The following is a 16,601-nucleotide window of genomic DNA, read 5'->3' as shown; positions in this document are numbered from 1 at the left end:
GATATTGGCGGATTGCCTGCAGTCCCATTCTACATAAAACCCTCGACAACTCCTATTGGAGTCACCGAGGGTTAAGAAGTCTAACTGAAAGGTATCAGACTCTACGTCATACTTAATTGAACCGCCGTATACCGAACGGTACGTACGGTGGTGTGAGAGGTCGGGGGTTAGTCACCCCCTCCTACTCGATTGATAAAAGTAAAAAATCTCTTAACCGCAATATGGGTTTAAAAATTTTGGTAAGTAAAATTTCAGCATTAAATATTTATTTTTGGTTGATTAGCTGTTATTTCATCAAGTAGATCTTTCTTAATAGGTTCTTGTAGGTCTTGTGCATTTTTTTTGCTTCTGGATGCTAAAAGAAATAAATAGGTTAGAACTCCAAACAAGCACGAAATGAAAAGGGCGTGAGCAAGCGCGATGTAAAGGTTTAGTCTCGTTAAAATGATCAATGCACCTGCCAGAACTTGAAGCAAAACAAGAATAAATGAAGTAATCCAACCCCAATAAACAACCTTTTGGTGTTTGTAATGCTTAACAGCAATATATGCTGCATAAGTAATCCATAAAAATGCCAATCCGGCAAAAATTCTATGACCCATTTGCGCCCATTCATACAAGTTAGATGGTAAAGTAAATTTTCCATTCACGCACATTGGCCAGTCTATGCATACAAGGCTTGCTTTTAAATGACGTACAAGGGCACCTGTATAAACAACAAAGTACGTGTAGACTAGGATTCCGATAATGTGAAACGTCATTCTTTTATCAATGACAACTTTTTCAGCTTCAAATTTTTTATCAACCTCAAAAATTAATAGGGTTAATAGAAATACCGCAGAAAACGAGATTAAGGAAATTCCAAAATGCAATGCCAAAACAAAATCTGATTGTCCCCATTTAACTGCAGCAGCCCCGATCATCCCTTGTAATAACAGGAAAAAAAATGATAGAAAAGAGAGAAATTTTGTTTCCCTAATATGACCAATTTTTTTCCAAGACCAGAAAGACAAGATCAATACCATAAATCCAACAACAGCAGAAACTACTCGGTGAGCAAGTTCTATGATAAGTTCAGGTGTAATATCACTTGGAATAATCTCACCATGGCATAGCGGCCAAGATTTACCGCAACCCATACCAGAGTCAGTCTTAGTGACCAAAGCTCCACCAAGCAATATAAACAACATCCCCATGGTTGTAAGAACCGCAAACCATTTAAGAGTTTTAGGCACTAAAATTCACCTCTAAATGGAATTAATAAAAAAATATGTATTTGAATTTTGTAATGAGTCTACAACTCAACTATATAGAAAAAATAAAAGGCTTTCAAATTTTGATAGCCACAAATCTTATATTTTGTCAAAAATTGCAGAAGATTGATACATACCCAACGATCTTACACAATTTGATTCCTTTTTACAAGATTTTTGTAGCAGAAATATTTATTCTATTTTTATAGTAAAAATAGTTGAAAGTTTTCACTAATTTTGTTAGATATAGTAAGAGTATGAAGAAAAACCTAATTTACATTTTCGTAATTCCTTTGTTAGATACTAGGTTTTTGATTACAGGGATGAATGAAATTAAGGCATATTCTTCATTCAATAATTTGGGATCCGTAAAAAACTCCTTTCAAAATGAATGCTTTGTTTCCATATTGGAAAGGAATAGCTATAAAAAGCAAATTTAGATAATAAGGCTTAAAATCGAAAAATATTGGCAAATATTTTTGAAAAAGTCATTTCCTCTTAAGTACGACACAATTTAGACAAAAAATATCCCAAAAAAGTTCACAAAACGTTCTTTAAATGTGATTTAATATACTGAGAACGGTTTGTATTTATTATCTTAGGCAAACGTTTAAAAGATTTACAACGTACAAAACTTGTTAATTAATTTCAGTCGATTCGTTTGCCGTAGCAACTGATCTTCCCAATTATTACAAATATAGAAATGTATGAAATAATGTTTTATAGTAGAGAGATAGATACATTTTTATATTTGTGGGAATAGCCAGAGGAGGAAATGAGATGACAAATACTAAGGCTTTGGCACAGGCTTCTATAAAGAACAGTGAACCAGGCCTTCATGCTGATATACCTGAAACTTCTGCATGGAAGGACTTTTTAGCATTAATAAAAATAGGCATTGTTAATTCCAATATGATTACAACCTTTACTGGTTTGTGGCTCGCATTACATTTTTCAGGAGCAAGCTTTTTGAAAAATTTGGATACAGTGTTTTTTGCTCTTGTAGGTTCCGCACTTATTATTGCGGGTTCATGCAGTTTAAATAATTATATAGATCGTGACATCGATCATTTAATGGAAAGAACAAAGTCTAGGCCAACCGTAACAGGAAAGGTCAATCCTAAAAAAGTTTTATTATTAGGATTTACTTTAACGATTCTTGGATTAACTTTCTTGGCTTTAACAACCTTTACAGCGGCACTGATTGGTTTATTCGGAATCTTTGCATATGTCGTTCTATATACGATGTTATCAAAAAGAAGACTTGTTTCTAATACCATTATCGGGAGCTTTTCAGGTGCTGTCCCACCATTAATTGGATGGGCAGCGCTTGATGGTAATTTAGATCCGCTGGCATGGACACTATTTCTTATTATGTTTATTTGGCAGCCACCACATTTTTATTCATTAGCTATGAAGCGATGTGAGGAATATAGAAGAGCGGGAATCCCAATGCTTCCTGTAGTAAAAGGGTTTGGCAGAACAAAAATTTCCATCATGCTTTGGATTCTTCTACTGATGCCAATGCCGTACTTTTTGACAGAATTGGGAGCACCATTAGTAGTATTAACGGTTATTTTAAACGTGGGCTGGCTTGCATTAGGCATAAAGGGGTATAAAATGAAAGACGATTTAAAGTGGGCAAGAATGATGTTTGTCTATTCTTTAAATTATTTGACCATTCTATTTGTGGCAATGGTTATTGTAACACTTATTTAAAACTAGGAATTCTTTCTTAATTTTTATTTAAGAAATTTTTATAGAGAGAATTCTCACAACTAGTGAACCTGTGATTGACTTGTGAGAAATTTATACGAAAGAGGGGTTTCAAAAGTTATGAAAAAACGGCTACAAAAATGGCGTCTGTTTGCATTATTCTCAACGTTGGCGCTGATCCTTGCCGGCTGTGGGGAACCGTTCCTGTCCACTTTAAAACCTGCCGGTGAAGTAGCAGAAACACAGTTTAACCTAATGATGCTCAGCACAATCATCATGGTGCTTGTCATCATTGTCGTTACTGTCATCTTTATTTACGTAATCGTTCGTTTCCGTCGTAAGGGAGATGACAAAAGCATTCCAAAGCAAGTGGAAGGAAGCCATAAGCTAGAAATTATTTGGACTGTTATTCCCATTTTACTATTACTTGTTCTCGCAGTTCCAACTGTATCTTATACATTCAAGCTGGCAGATGTGGCTCCAATGGAGAAAAAGGACAAAGATGGAAAAACAAAAGATGCTCTTGTTGTGAATGTGAGAGCGAATCTTTACTGGTGGGAATTTGAATATCCAGATCTAGGAATCATTACAAGTCAAGACTTAGTCGTTCCTACTGATGAAAGGGTTTACTTTAATTTAACTGCTTCCGATGTTAAGCACTCTTTCTGGGTACCTGCTGTCGGAGGGAAAATGGATACCAATACTGATAACGTGAACCAATTCTGGTTAGAATTCGACAGTAAGAAGGCACAAGAAGCAAATAATCTATTTTATGGAAAATGTGCTGAATTGTGTGGACCTTCACACGCCTTGATGGATTTTAAAGTAAAAACAATGTCCAAAGATGAATTCAACCAATGGGTAAAAGACATGCAGTCTGTTAAAGAACCTGTTGTTGCAGGTGACTTAGCTAAAGAAGGGCAAGAAATATTTAATAAGAGCTGTATTGGATGTCATGCAGTCACTCCTAACGACAGCCGTCCAGAGCAAGCACGTCAAGCACCAAACTTGGCTAATTTTGGTGAAAGAGAGCGTATTGCAGGCGTAATGGAGCATTCAGAAGAAAACCTTAAAAAATGGCTGAAGGATCCTGAAAAATATAAGCCTGGAAATACAATGACAAATACTTATGGAAATCTTTCTGACCAGCAGATTGATGCTTTAACAGCATATTTGATGGGTTTAAAGGTTCAAAAGAAATAAAGGGGAAAGCTTTTGATAAAAAGGGAGGTTAAAGCGTGAGTACATACGCTCAAAAAAAGGGTTTTGGCGCAACGATTTGGGATTACCTGACTACGGTAGACCATAAGAAAATCGCCATTTTATACCTGATTGCCGGCGGTTTCTTCTTTGTAATCGGTGGATTGGAAGCTATGTTTATCCGCATTCAGCTAGCGGTTCCAAACAACGATTTCGTTAGCGCTGGTTTGTATAACGAGATATTAACAATGCATGGTACAACCATGATCTTCTTAGCAGCGATGCCATTGATTTTTGCATTTATGAACGCCGTTGTGCCTATTCAAATTGGGGCACGTGACGTTGCATTCCCATTTTTAAACTCTTTAGGATTCTGGTTATTCTTCTTTGGAGGATTATTCTTGAATCTATCTTGGTTCTTAGATGGAGCTCCTGATGCTGGATGGACATCATACGCTTCCCTATCTCTAGAATCAAAAGGTCATGGAATTGACTTTTATGCACTTGGCTTGCAAATTTCAGGGGCTGGTACCTTAATTGCTGGTATTAACTTCTTGGTAACAATCATCAATATGCGTACGCCTGGTATGACGTATATGCGTATGCCACTGTTCACATGGTCAACTTTTGTTGCATCAGCATTAATTCTTTTTGCATTCCCGCCACTTACAGTGGGACTGTTCCTATTAATTTTTGACCGTATGTTTGGCTCTAATTTCTTTGATGTAGCAGCCGGAGGTAACACGATTATCTGGGAGCATTTATTCTGGATTTTTGGGCATCCTGAGGTATACATTCTTGTATTACCTGCATTCGGTATTTTCTCTGAAATATTCTCGACATTTTCTAGAAAACGTTTGTTTGGATATTCTTCCATGGTATTCGCAACCGTTTTGATCGGATTCTTAGGTTTCATGGTATGGGCTCACCACATGTTTACTACTGGGATGGGACCAATTGCAAACGCAATTTTTGCAGTAGCTACTATGGCCATTGCAGTCCCTACTGGTATTAAAATCTTCAATTGGCTCTTAACTATGTGGGGAGGCAACATAAAGTTTACAGTTCCAATGATGTATGCGGTAGCATTTATTCCTTCTTTCGTAGCCGGTGGGGTTACAGGGGTCATGAACGCTGCTGCAGCTGCTGACTATCAATACCATGATTCTTATTTCGTAGTCGCTCACTTCCACTACGTAATTGTTGGTGGTGTAGTGTTTGCATTATTAGCTGGTGCTCATTTCTATTGGCCAAAAATGTTTGGTACGATGTTAAGCGAAAAGCTTGGTAAAATAACTTTTTGGTTATTCTTTATCGGGTTCCATTTAACTTTCTTTATCCAGCACTTCTTAGGCTTAATGGGTATGCCGCGTCGTGTATTCACATTTTTGCCTGGTCAAGGACTTGAAACTGGAAACTTGATTTCGACAATTGGTGCATTCTTAATGGCAATTGCAACTGTGGTTTTACTAGTGAACGTAATCATTACATCTGTTAAAAATGAGAAAGTCGGAAACGATCCGTGGGGTGACGGTCGTACCCTTGAATGGGCAATCTCTTCTCCACCACCTTACTATAACTTTAAGCAGCTTCCGCTCGTTCGCGGCCTGGATGCATATTGGTTAGAAAAAATGGAGGGCAAAAAGGAGATGACACCAGCAGAGCCGCTTGGTGATATCCATATGCCAAACAACTCTTTCACACCGGTGGTTATTTCGTTTGGTTTATTTGTTGCTGCATTTGGCGCTATGTATCGTGTAGATGGCGATAAAGAATGGGCACTTCCAGTATTAATTATCGGTATGGCAATTACTTTGCTTGCAATGTTATACCGTTCAGTTAAGGATGATCTTGGATACCACATTCATAAAGAAGATTTAATCGATGAAGACAAGGGAGGTAAAGCATAATGCACGTAGAAGAAAAATTTACGGAAGCAACTTGGCCTTCTTCTCCGGAAAAAGCTACGCTTGAAGGAAAAAATAAATTTATTGGCTTTTGGCTTTTCCTTGGCGGAGAAACAGTACTTTTCTCTTCCTTATTTGCTACCTACCTTGCTTTAAAAGATAAGGTTCCTAGTTCAGATCATGCTTTAGCAAAAGATTTATTTGAACTACCGCTTGTTTTTGTTGCTACGATGTTACTATTAACAAGTTCATTAACAAGTGTATATGCAATGTATCATATGAAAAACTATGACTTCAAAAGAATGCAGGCTTGGTTATTAATCACTGTTTTGTTAGGTGCGGCCTTCCTTGGGCTCGAAATATACGAGTTCAATCATTATGTTCATGAATTCCACCATACTTTTACAAGCAGTGCTTTTGGATCTGCTTTCTACACTTTAGTTGGCTTCCACGGAGGTCACGTAGCATTTGGTTTATGTTGGATCACAGCATTAATGCTCAGAAATGCTAAAAGAGGCTTAAATTTATATAACGCTCCGAAATTTTACGTAGCGAGCCTTTACTGGCACTTTATCGACGTTGTTTGGGTATTCATTTTTACCGTTGTATACTTAATGGGAATGGTGGGATAAACTGATGGAAAATAACCATGTAAATTCAGCGAACCCGAAAATCGACCTTGAGTACCGCCGTAAAAAGAATGCTGAAGATATGAGATATCAAGTAATCTCCTTCAGCTTGATGATATTCTTAACGCTAGTAGCTTTTGTTGCAGTGGGTTATGAAGGTTTTTCTCACTGGTTTACTGTTCCTTTCATCGTATTGTTAGCGGCTGTTCAAGTAATCTTCCAGCTTTACTACTTTATGCATATGAGTCATAAGGGTCATGAAGCACCAGCGTTATTCCTATATTCTGGTCTACTTGTTGGTCTTATTACGGTTCTAACGTTCGTTACAATCGTTTGGATTTAATATCGGGAAAAATCGGCTTTTTCATTAGGCCGATTTTTCTTTTACAATGAAAATTTTACATAATATAATTGGTAATTCCTGTTGTTTGGTAGAATCTTACTTGTCCTGTATAATGGTATTAATAGGATTTGTAAAGCAGAGGTGAAAAAAATGCTGTCACTCGAAATGTTCGGTTTTCGTGCAATGTGGAGCCCTTATTTTTTTGTTGTATTAACAATTGTTACGTTATTATTTTTTCTAGCAGTTACAAAATATAAAGATCAATTATCGTCTGAAGCAGAAGCGTTGACTAAGAAGCAAGGCATCCTTTTTGTTTCGACGATTGTTCTATTATATGTCATTAAAGGTTCACCACTTGATTTGCTCAGCCATATTATGTTTAGTGCTCATATGACACAAATGGCATTTTTGTATTTGGTGATCCCTCCTATGTTGATAGCCTCCTTACCGCATTGGATGTGGAGAAAGCTGTTGGAAATAAGACTGGTTGGTGGAGTATTTCATTTTTTCACAAAACCACTCATTGCATTAGTAGTATTTAATGGATTATTTTCTTTCTACCATATTCCATTAATATTTGATGTGATAAAGGTAGATATGGTGTTGCATGCTACTTATACTACAATATTATTCATTTCAGCCATTTTTATGTGGTGGCCATTGGTGAATCACTTACAAGAATATCAATATTTATATGGAATCAAACGAATTGGGTATATTTTTGCGAACGGTGTACTATTGACACCAGCATGTGCGTTAATCATTTTCGCCGATAATCCGATGTATGCGACTTTTTCCGATCCCCGCGCTTGGGCTCAGGCTTTAGAGTTGTGTGTACCGACATCCGCTTTATCAGGTCTGTCATTAAGTGGGCCTGAAATGTTTAATTGGCTACCTTTATTAGAAGATCAGCAACTTGGTGGAGTATTAATGAAAATTATTCAAGAAATCGTATATGGAACGGTTCTGGCACAAATCTTCTATGAGTGGTATCGAAAAGAAAATGCTGATGCTGAAAAAATTGATCCGATTCCTGATCTCCAATCAGTAGAATAACAATTTTGGGAGCAATTATAGACTGAAGCAATCTCTCGGAGGAATTGCTTCTTTTTTTGGGTGGAGAACTGCTTTGGCTTTTCATGGGATAATGATATTGAATTTTCATGATTACTCGAATACAATGGATACGAATGAATACATAATAGAGAGGACGTTATGAGTTAAATGTCGGTGCCAATTTTACCTACAATTAGTACTAGCTTTATTGTTTTAAGTGCCATTACTGTTGCAATCGGCTGGGCTCAAATTAAACAAAGAAAAATTGAGACACATCAAAAAACAATGATGCTTGCAGCAGTTTTCGCTGTCATCTTTTTTTTAATTTACGCTTCAAGAACCATATTTATTGGTAACACTGCTTTTGGTGGTCCAGAAAACATCAAAATCTATTACACCATTTTCTTAATTTTTCATATTTCGTTAGCTACCATTGGTGCTGTAATGGGAATTATTACACTTTGGTCAGGCTACAAAAAAAATCTAAGTAGACATAGAAAAATCGGTCCTGTGACAAGCATCATTTGGTTTTTCACAGCAATTACTGGTGTTGCGGTCTACTTATTGCTTTACGTATTTTATGAAGGCGGAGAAACAACATCCGTAATAAAAGCGATCTTGGGATTCTAAATAAAATATAGGAATGAAGTGTAGATTCTGCTGAATAGAATATAAGGCAGAATCTTTTTTTATTTTGGGTAACGTGTTTGAAGATCATAATCAAACTGACAGAATACGTATTTCTCAAAAAAATAAAGGGGGCGGGAATGTTGAAGGATTTTAAGACGGAAAAAATCATCATTATGTCCTGCTCAAGTGAAATGGCAAAGTCTATTTTATTATTTCGAAATGAACTTACATCAAGGTCCCCTATTACAATCCCTCATGAATGGCCCTCCTATCGATTCAGAAGTTTTCTTCCTTTGTATTTGGAGTTTTTAGAGAACAAAGATGATTCATTGCATTTGTGGATCACGGCTGATTTGCTGGAAAAAAGAATGGTAGGAGATATCATCCTTTATATGAAAACAGAATATCAAGAAACTGGTTTTTTAGAACTTTATTTTCTAAATGAAAAGGATGAGAAAGTGTATTTCAAAGAATGCATCTATTTATATATTAGATTTGTACTAAAACAACTATCAGGAAAAATGACAAGGATCCGAACAGAAACCTTAATGTCCCAAACGTTCAGAATCCATATTTTAAGACAAATCGGTTTTAAATTGAAGAAAAGGGAGGATCCGTATTTAATTTGGGAATTGGAGCCTGATGATGGATAATATCAATAATATAATGAGGATGTCCCAAATTGTCATTCATTTATAACATTTTGGGATATCCACTTTTTTCCTTATTAGAGTTTAAATTGAAACCTAATAATCCCAGCTTCTCTTGCTGAATTAAAGGCAATTAGCAAAAGCGGTCCAATAATGAATCCTAGAATGCCAAAGAGTTTTAAACCTAGATACATGGCAACTAGTGTAGATAAAGGGGATAGGCCAATATGGCTTCCCATCACTTTCGGTTCAACAGTTCTGCGGATGATTAGAAGGACGGCTGCCAGTACGGATAGCTGTGTTCCTAATGTTATATCACCTGTGATAAGATGAAAAAGTGCCCATGGACCTAGTATTACGATAGATCCAATGATTGGAATAAAATCGATAACCCAAATGATAATAGACATTACGAGTGCAACTTCTGGTTTTATTAACAGCAGTCCAATCAGCGAGCTGATAAAAATCAAAACACTCACAAGAAATTGAGCTTTTAAAAATCCAAAAACAACATAGGAAAGACGGGAAGACATAAAGTTCACTTTATCTGCTGTTTTTTCTGTTAAATGATTATAAAATCGTACTCTCAATCTTGGTAAGTCAAGCAAGAACAAAAATAGGGCTATCAGGTAAACTAAAAAGCTCACTAAATAGTTTGGGATTTCTTTCATGATCTTTGTAACACTTTGAATGTTAATGGAACTGGCAACATCATTCTTAATTCGGTCGAATGTTTTCTGGATCTGGGTACTGATTTCGATGACAATATAATCCGGCAATTCTTCAGAAGCATGAATTAAATCCTTTTCATATTTAAGCCAGGCTTTATTCACTTCATTAACATAATCAGGTGCATTTTGAACAAAGTTTACTGCTTCAGTGATCACTTTTGTGGTTAGAAAAAAGCTTGAGATTCCGATAAATGCCACAAAAAGGATAAAAATAATCGTTACAGAAAGCTGATGTTTCATTTGAGTTCTTTTTTGAAGGACTTTGGCCAAAGGTTCCAATAATAATGCTGTAATAAAGGCAGCAAGCAACGGTACGGAAACTGGTAAAATGAAAAATCCCACCATAATCGTGAGGGTTATCACAGTAGCGAGTTTAAGTATTTTTTTTGTAAGAAGACCAGACAAGGTGACGCTCCTTTCTATCGAAAGCAAAATGAACTTTTTAATCCAGCACATGGACAAAATGTACATTAAATCAATCATTAAATTACAGATTAAATATAACAATGACTTCTAACTAAAAAACAGGAGTCGGTTAATTTGACAACTGTATCACAAATTTGAGAGAATCCTTTTCATGTTGCAAAACTGATCAGAACTCTAATAGAAAAACGCATGAATAGCTTCATGCGTTTTAAAAAGACTTAGACGGTGGCAAATTTTTCAATATCTGCTTTAACATCAGCCAAGATTTGCTCGCATTTTTTTACGAGACTAGCAGGGAAGTTTTCTCCTTCTCCATACTCTACACCATGTGGATAGTAGTGCTTGCCAAGAAGAGGAATCATTAATTGAATAACCGCTCTATGTGCTCCTACGTCTCCTTCTACGGCATATCCTTGAACACGGAGATAGAAAACGCCTTCTTTTAGTTCAAATTTTCTGTCATAGTTTACTCTTTCATAATCCCATTGTTCTGCACGAATCAGTCCGTGTTCGCTCATTACTTCATCAAGACGGTTTAAATCCGCTTTCATTTTTTCAAGACCTGTGTTTTCAAATCTCACCAATATTCCCTCCTATAACAATCTTTTGGGTGGAAAATAGATTTCAATTGTAGCTTGCTATGTATTCAAAGGTATGATTTCCAGTGATGCAAAGCTTTTGTAAATTTTCCTCTTGTTTAATAATATTACGAATCCAATCAAGTTGCAATGACAAGCATGATAGTTTTTAACTATTCACAAAAATGACAATGCTTTCAATAGATTTATTATTGACTTTTCATTGAATTAGATATCTATTAATAACTACCTGAACAGTGTTATAATATTATTAAAATTATATAATAAAGGCTTGGGGGGAGTACTCTGAAGGCACTCAGCAAAATTTTATTTCTAGCTGCACTTTTGTTTGTAGTAGGTATCTATTTAAATATAGGCAGCAATAAAGAGGACGGTCCGCTAATTCAAGATAGCTCAGTTCGGACAAAGAATTGGGATTCAGCCTTAGAGTCATCCAAACAAAGTAATAATCAGAATCAGGATGGACAAGCCGTTACAATAACGGAAGGTTTAGGAACTTTAATAGGAAAAAAAACGAATGAGCTTATTAAATTGTACGGGAAGCCCTCTAGAATGGATCCTTCTTCCTATGGATATACTTGGTGGGTGTACAACCAAAAAGATGATTATTATTTCCAGGCGGCAGTTCAAAATGGGAAAATCGTATCCGTTTATGGATTAGGAGAAAAATTGAATCTGTATCCTTTTTCAATCGGCCAATCAGTGGAAGAGATTTATAAGAAGAACTTTTTGGAAACTGCTGTCGATATAGAGTGGAATGGCAGTTCCTATCGTTTTGAATTGTCTGAAGATGACTTGCATATGCGTCCGCTTGTTAAATTAGGTAATGTTTTTGCTCAGATATATTTGGATAAATATACTGGAAAGATTTCAAGCATTCGCTTTAGCAACGAAGAAACATTAGTAAAGCATAGGCCATATGAACTTACTTATCGCGGGAAGCTTGCTGAGGACGTTATGTTAACCGAGAATGAATGGGCAGCTGTTCAAGCAGGAGATGAGAAACAAATATTTGATATTACGAATGTCCTTAGAAAAAGATATGAATTGGAGCCTCTTCTCTGGGATGAGAAATTGGCGGAGGTAGCTTTTTCGCACAGTAATGAGATGTTTGAGGAAAATTATTTCTCTCATACTTCACCAAATGAAGGAGAATTGGCAGATAGGCTTAAAAAGGCGGATGTACAGTATGAGATGGCAGGAGAAAATATTGCTGCTCATTACGTAGATGGAATTGCAGCTGTTGCAGGTTGGCTTAATAGTGTCGGTCATCGCGAGGCAATGTTGAATCATGATTTTACTCATCTTGGTGTTGGAGTATATAATAAATACTATACTCAGAATTTTATTAGGCAGTAAAAGCAATTATATATATTATTTTTTTAATGGCTCAAAAAATCGACAAAGTGGTTTGATTTTTTGAGCCTTATTCAATTTACAAGACCTGCCTTAAGCCACTTTTCTTTTTGCTCTTTCAATTCTTTGGATAACAATAGCTGTTACCAACTTGATCACCTCTTGTTATTATTTTTTTGGAATAATAAAAAAACTACCCGTTGCAATGGCACATACCTTTCCATCTTCTTTTAAGACTTTTCCTTCGGTTACTACAATATTTTTTCCTTTTTGAATGATTCTACTTTTACAGGTTAGTTCTTTTCCGTTGGCAACTTTTAAATAACGAATTTGGAGGTCCACTGTGACAGTAGCCTGCTCTGGTAAAATGGAAGAGTTTGCATGAGTACCCATCGTAGTATCGAGCAAGGTTGCAATAATTCCCCCATGAACAGCACCCAAGGTATTATGGGATAAAGGAGTGATTGGCATCCTCATGATCAGGGTATCATTTCTCCATTCTTTTTCCAGACCAAGGATTTTATGAATATAAGTATTTTTATTGTCTTTGTTAAGGACCAGCTTTTTTACAACGTTTTGGATGATTTCGATATCTTCATTTGGCAGATTTATTAATAAATCCTGTATTTCTTGTAACGATGCTTTTTGCACTATATCACTTCCTAAAATTGTTTATATCCATTTTTATTATAGAAATAAAATATCAGACTCGTCAAAGTATTTTAAAATTTCAAAAATCTTTATTTTCTTTCTGTCACAACTATTTTTCAGCTGCATATTCTGAAATAGGCGAAAGTCTTTGATAGGAGTGAAGGGAAATGGCTGACAGAAGACGAGCATCTGTTGAAGAATTTAAAGCATTTGTTAAAAAGCATCCTTCATTGGTTTCAGAAGTAAGAAGAGGGAAGAGTACATGGCAAGAATTGTTTGAAGAGTGGTATATGCTCGGAGAAGACAATGAAAGATGGAGAGGTTATCCAGAGGTTTCTGCTAGCAAGGAAGATCAACCCGAAACAGAAAAAAAAGATGATAAAAGTGACATGATTTCAAACATATTAGGTTCATTAAAGACAATGGATATGAATACAATTCAACAGCACATCTCCAATTTAAATCAAGCCCTTGGAGCAATTTCTGGTGTCATTTCTCAATTTCAGAAATCAGACGTAAACCATAAAGAAGAAAACAAAAGAGAGTCTCATCCATTTGCTATTCGTAAGGATTAACAAAGAAAGGATGATAGGGTTTGAGACAAGATATTTATAAAGTCATACAAGGGAACGAAGATTTGAAAAAATATATCAGAACCCAACCGATCTGGTATCGTCGATTATCGAGAAATCCACAAGAGCTTGAAAAAATGGAAACAGAAGCTAAATACTTTTTTAAAAAATCGATTCCTCATCACGTTTCCAAGCTATCTGATGGAGTCCAGATGGCATCTCTGATGATGAATATGTTTCAAGCAATGAATTCAACAGGGCAATAAAGGTACATGAAAACCCCTCTTTTTGCTAACTATAAGGGCAAAAGGAGGTTTTTTTATGAAGAAAATGATTGTTGCTTTCTCCGCTTCCATCATCATGCTGTTTGGATGTCAAAAAAAAATCCCAGAACCTGAAAACAAAATAATCCCTATGGAGTCAGTTGTTTATTACGGACAGGATGTAATAGAAACAACAGGGAATGCTTTGGTTGATAAATGGCACGTACAGCATTTCGTTAAAGGAAATGATCTGTTTATCGAATGCTTTGTAAAAGGTATGAGCTTTAGTCAATCAGCTTCAAGAAAAACAAGGGCTAGTATTGTATTGTATGTGGATGGAAAAAAATCAAAAGAAATTGGAACAGCTGCTTTTATCGTAAAAGGCTTATCTGAAGGGAAACATACAATTTCCCTTTATTTATACAATGGAACGGAAAGGAATTTTATTAGTAAAAAGGAGTTTATTGTACATATCAAGAACTCTCTTTAAGATCATATATTAGCTTCAGATATTTTCCTATGGTAAAATAGTGGTGGAGGTGAGCTTTTACATGCTTGCTACATTGGAAAGGGTAGAAATATTAAATGCTGCCGAGGAATTGGCAAAAAGTATTCTAGAATCAGAAATTGGAGAAGATTATTTTATTTCTTTATATAAAATGAAGAGCGACATGGAAGCTCAACGAAAAATCGCCGCCTTTGTAAAATTAAAGGATGCATACGAAGAAGTACAGCGGTTTGGAAAATACCATCCCGATTACAAAAAGGTTAGTGAGGAAACAAGGCTGGCCAAAAGAGAGATGGACCTACACCCCACTATTGCAGCCTTCAAAAAAGCTGAAACGGCACTGCAGACAATACTGGATGAAATTAGTCAGATCATTGGTCATGCGGTTTCTCCTCATATTAAAGTCCCTACCGGAAATCCATTTTTCGATACTGGCTGTGGAGGCGGCTGCGGTTCAGGAGGCAGCTGTGGCTGCTCAAAATAAAATCTAGGGGTTGTCTAAAAAGTCCCTAAAAATTAAGCAAGTAGAGAAAAACGATCCATTTTTCTCCACTTGCTTTTGTTTTGGTATTTTTTAAACGTAACCTTTCTTCCATTCGGGCAAAAAAAAACAATCCTCTTGCTCATGATAGGTCCAGTTTTTCGCGTTTTTGATGTCTTTTTTGTATTTGCTGGAGCGGAAATCAACGGGCAAACTTTATAGTCTAAAAACATCATTCTATGTGAAAAGAACTTTATTTTTTAAATATAATGATAAAAAGAGGCTCCAGAAAGTCAGGAAAACTGACTTTCTGGACAATCCCTAACTGTATTATTAGCTTTGATCAGTATACCTGATGCAATCAGGACATAAGTTTCCGCAGCAGAACATTTTTCTTTGTGGAACGAAAAAACGATGCCTAAACACGAACAAGATACTCTCTTGTCTAACAAATGTGGTTTCACAATGCAGTTGTTTTCCTTTCATAACCATTGAGGATGATCTTTGAATTTCTAGAAGGATTTCATCTACAGGATCTGACGTATAAATGTATAAAAATGGTATACCTGCAGATTTTTTATAGCATGCTTTTGAGATGGATGGTAAGCTGTTTAATTCATTTATAAAATGCTGCCAGATGATATTCAAGTCCAAATCGATCACCTCACTTTATGGAAATAATAATAATGGGAAGGATTTATTTTTTTCACTAAAAAGCATGGACCGTTTTATTTATTGAAAGTGAAAGAAAGGGTATGCTACACTTAATACAAATGTTTTCTGGGAGATTGAGATATGTTCGGAGCGAGACAAGGGATTATTGCTTATTTACACACTTTAAAGCAAGTGAAAATGCTAAGAAGATTTGGTAATGTACATTATGTTTCAAAGAGACTGAAATATGTCGTTCTTTATACAAATGTTTCTGATGTGCAAGCGACAGTTGAAAAGCTTAAGTCCTTTTCCTTTGTCAAAAAAGTAGAGGTTTCCTACAAGCCATTCTTGAAAACAGAGTATGAAAACTCAAAGCCAGATAAGGCGAAAGAATATGATTATAAGATGGGGTTATAATAATAGACTGAAAGTAGCAGGCATCCGCCAGCTCTTATCAAAGAAAAATCGAAATACACAAAAGCAAGTGGAGAAAAAACGGATCGTTATTCTCCACTTGCTTTATTTAAGGGACTTATTAGACTGCCCCTTTTTCTTATTTCATAGGCGGTATGATACGATTCATTCTGAGAATGCCAATTAAGTGTTGATAGAATAGTTCTTTTTCAGCGAAAAAATCGGAAGACTTGATGTCTAACTCAATGATCGGGACATTGATGGCTTCAGATAGTTCCTTAAATAGATCGTACCTTTTGCTTGGTTTTATATGCGGATTTGGAATGCCTTCCCGGCAAATATAGATTGGCTGGAAATCCCCAGGATCAGTAGGGGCAAGCACAATCGCTAGAGAAGTGACATCATTTTCTTTTTTCTTGCTATGAAAAGCTATGAGGCTCGAAACTCGATGCCTATTATTTTTTCCGATTTCAAGTAATTCGTATAAATCTGAATAGCCCTCACCGAGTTCAATAAATCTTTGAATCACTGCATCTCTCTCCCTTATTTCTATTAAAACTCC

At 36.0% G+C, this 16,601-nt stretch carries 19 protein-coding genes; 14 read left to right on the top strand and 5 right to left on the bottom strand.

Annotation, left to right across the window (positions count from 1 at the left end):
- Positions 1 to 257: 257 nt before the first annotated feature.
- On the bottom strand, positions 258 to 1,235 hold the full coding sequence (locus tag GD441_RS04895) for a COX15/CtaA family protein (protein ID WP_153124301.1): 978 nt from the start codon (positions 1,233 to 1,235) through the stop codon (positions 258 to 260).
- Between the two features lie 798 nt (positions 1,236 to 2,033).
- On the opposite strand from GD441_RS04895, the gene cyoE reads away from it, so the two are divergent.
- From cyoE to GD441_RS04855, 8 genes are all read left to right on the top strand, one after another.
- Positions 2,034 to 2,972 (top strand): heme o synthase, encoded by a 939-nt coding sequence (cyoE, locus tag GD441_RS04890; RefSeq protein ID WP_153124298.1) that lies wholly within the window; start codon positions 2,034 to 2,036, stop codon positions 2,970 to 2,972.
- A 117-nt stretch (positions 2,973 to 3,089) separates the two neighbouring features.
- Positions 3,090 to 4,172: a cytochrome c oxidase subunit II gene (gene coxB, locus GD441_RS04885; protein ID WP_153124295.1), complete on the top strand. Its 1,083-nt coding sequence runs from the start codon at positions 3,090 to 3,092 to the stop codon at positions 4,170 to 4,172.
- A gap of 35 nt (positions 4,173 to 4,207) precedes the next feature.
- Positions 4,208 to 6,079 carry a cytochrome c oxidase subunit I gene (gene ctaD / locus GD441_RS04880; protein ID WP_153124293.1) on the top strand — a complete coding sequence of 624 codons (1,872 nt, stop codon included), beginning with the start codon at positions 4,208 to 4,210 and terminating at the stop codon, positions 6,077 to 6,079.
- Positions 6,079 to 6,708, top strand: coding sequence for a cytochrome (ubi)quinol oxidase subunit III (locus GD441_RS04875; RefSeq protein WP_153124291.1), 630 nt, complete (start codon positions 6,079 to 6,081; stop codon positions 6,706 to 6,708). Before ctaD ends, GD441_RS04875 begins: the two co-directional genes overlap by 1 nt.
- Before the next feature lie 4 nt (positions 6,709 to 6,712).
- Positions 6,713 to 7,048: a cytochrome c oxidase subunit IVB gene (gene ctaF, locus GD441_RS04870; protein ID WP_153124289.1), complete on the top strand. Its 336-nt coding sequence runs from the start codon at positions 6,713 to 6,715 to the stop codon at positions 7,046 to 7,048.
- Between the two features lie 150 nt (positions 7,049 to 7,198).
- On the top strand, positions 7,199 to 8,104 hold the full coding sequence (gene ctaG / locus GD441_RS04865; RefSeq protein ID WP_191992098.1) for a cytochrome c oxidase assembly factor CtaG: 906 nt from the start codon (positions 7,199 to 7,201) through the stop codon (positions 8,102 to 8,104).
- Positions 8,105 to 8,272: 168 nt separating this feature from the next.
- Complete coding sequence (locus GD441_RS04860) at positions 8,273 to 8,734, top strand: DUF420 domain-containing protein (RefSeq protein WP_153124287.1); 462 nt, start codon at positions 8,273 to 8,275, stop codon at positions 8,732 to 8,734.
- A gap of 140 nt (positions 8,735 to 8,874) precedes the next feature.
- Positions 8,875 to 9,387, top strand: coding sequence for a hypothetical protein (locus GD441_RS04855; protein WP_153124285.1), 513 nt, complete (start codon positions 8,875 to 8,877; stop codon positions 9,385 to 9,387).
- A gap of 74 nt (positions 9,388 to 9,461) precedes the next feature.
- Here GD441_RS04855 and ytvI read toward each other — a convergent pair whose 3' ends face one another.
- Together ytvI and GD441_RS04845 are read right to left on the bottom strand one after the other, a co-directional pair.
- On the bottom strand, positions 9,462 to 10,520 hold the full coding sequence (ytvI, locus tag GD441_RS04850) for a sporulation integral membrane protein YtvI (RefSeq protein WP_225434130.1): 1,059 nt from the start codon (positions 10,518 to 10,520) through the stop codon (positions 9,462 to 9,464).
- Positions 10,521 to 10,759: 239 nt separating this feature from the next.
- Entirely contained in the window at positions 10,760 to 11,122 is a 363-nt protein-coding gene (locus tag GD441_RS04845; protein WP_153124282.1) for a YugN family protein, read from the bottom strand.
- A gap of 342 nt (positions 11,123 to 11,464) precedes the next feature.
- Here GD441_RS04845 and GD441_RS04840 point away from each other — a divergent pair, with 342 nt between their 5' ends.
- A complete protein-coding gene (locus GD441_RS04840) occupies positions 11,465 to 12,499 on the top strand; it encodes a CAP domain-containing protein (protein ID WP_153124280.1) in 1,035 nt (344 codons plus the stop codon).
- Between the two features lie 165 nt (positions 12,500 to 12,664).
- Here GD441_RS04840 and GD441_RS04835 read toward each other — a convergent pair whose 3' ends face one another.
- Complete coding sequence (locus GD441_RS04835; protein ID WP_191992097.1) at positions 12,665 to 13,147, bottom strand: PaaI family thioesterase; 483 nt, start codon at positions 13,145 to 13,147, stop codon at positions 12,665 to 12,667.
- Between the two features lie 167 nt (positions 13,148 to 13,314).
- On the opposite strand from GD441_RS04835, the gene GD441_RS04830 reads away from it, so the two are divergent.
- From GD441_RS04830 to GD441_RS04810, 5 genes are all read left to right on the top strand, one after another.
- A complete protein-coding gene (locus tag GD441_RS04830; protein WP_153124276.1) occupies positions 13,315 to 13,722 on the top strand; it encodes a YlbD family protein in 408 nt (135 codons plus the stop codon).
- Between the two features lie 20 nt (positions 13,723 to 13,742).
- Complete coding sequence (locus GD441_RS04825; protein ID WP_153124273.1) at positions 13,743 to 13,985, top strand: YlbE-like family protein; 243 nt, start codon at positions 13,743 to 13,745, stop codon at positions 13,983 to 13,985.
- Positions 13,986 to 14,040: 55 nt separating this feature from the next.
- A complete protein-coding gene (locus GD441_RS04820) occupies positions 14,041 to 14,472 on the top strand; it encodes a hypothetical protein (RefSeq protein ID WP_153124271.1) in 432 nt (143 codons plus the stop codon).
- 61 nt (positions 14,473 to 14,533) lie between these two features.
- Positions 14,534 to 14,974 carry a YlbF/YmcA family competence regulator gene (locus GD441_RS04815; RefSeq protein WP_153124270.1) on the top strand — a complete coding sequence of 147 codons (441 nt, stop codon included), beginning with the start codon at positions 14,534 to 14,536 and terminating at the stop codon, positions 14,972 to 14,974.
- A 792-nt stretch (positions 14,975 to 15,766) separates the two neighbouring features.
- A complete protein-coding gene (locus GD441_RS04810; protein ID WP_153124268.1) occupies positions 15,767 to 16,042 on the top strand; it encodes a YlbG family protein in 276 nt (91 codons plus the stop codon).
- A 136-nt stretch (positions 16,043 to 16,178) separates the two neighbouring features.
- Here GD441_RS04810 and GD441_RS04805 read toward each other — a convergent pair whose 3' ends face one another.
- On the bottom strand, positions 16,179 to 16,568 hold the full coding sequence (locus tag GD441_RS04805; RefSeq protein ID WP_153124266.1) for a DUF7147 family protein: 390 nt from the start codon (positions 16,566 to 16,568) through the stop codon (positions 16,179 to 16,181).
- Positions 16,569 to 16,601 lie beyond the last annotated feature (33 nt).

Origin of the sequence: Peribacillus tepidiphilus, assembly GCF_009466385.1 — a bacterium.
Lineage (GTDB): Bacteria > Bacillota > Bacilli > Bacillales > DSM-1321 > Bacillus_BN > Bacillus_BN tepidiphilus.
Note: the sequence above shows the minus strand (reverse complement) of the source record. Positions and strands in the feature narration are given on the sequence as shown.

Excerpts from the sequence above, each read along its gene's own strand:
- coxB (WP_153124295.1), top strand. The coding sequence starts at position 3,090 with ATGAAAAAACGGCTACAAAAATGGCGTCTGTTTGCATTATTCTCAACG.
- cyoE (WP_153124298.1), top strand. The coding sequence starts at position 2,034 with ATGACAAATACTAAGGCTTTGGCACAGGCTTCTATAAAGAACAGTGAA.
- ctaG (WP_191992098.1), top strand. The coding sequence starts at position 7,199 with ATGCTGTCACTCGAAATGTTCGGTTTTCGTGCAATGTGGAGCCCTTAT.
- GD441_RS04830 (WP_153124276.1), top strand. The coding sequence starts at position 13,315 with ATGGCTGACAGAAGACGAGCATCTGTTGAAGAATTTAAAGCATTTGTT.
- ctaF (WP_153124289.1), top strand. The coding sequence starts at position 6,713 with ATGGAAAATAACCATGTAAATTCAGCGAACCCGAAAATCGACCTTGAG.
- GD441_RS04860 (WP_153124287.1), top strand. The coding sequence starts at position 8,273 with ATGTCGGTGCCAATTTTACCTACAATTAGTACTAGCTTTATTGTTTTA.
- GD441_RS04810 (WP_153124268.1), top strand. The coding sequence starts at position 15,767 with ATGTTCGGAGCGAGACAAGGGATTATTGCTTATTTACACACTTTAAAG.
- GD441_RS04875 (WP_153124291.1), top strand. The coding sequence starts at position 6,079 with ATGCACGTAGAAGAAAAATTTACGGAAGCAACTTGGCCTTCTTCTCCG.
- GD441_RS04815 (WP_153124270.1), top strand. The coding sequence starts at position 14,534 with ATGCTTGCTACATTGGAAAGGGTAGAAATATTAAATGCTGCCGAGGAA.
- GD441_RS04820 (WP_153124271.1), top strand. The coding sequence starts at position 14,041 with ATGAAGAAAATGATTGTTGCTTTCTCCGCTTCCATCATCATGCTGTTT.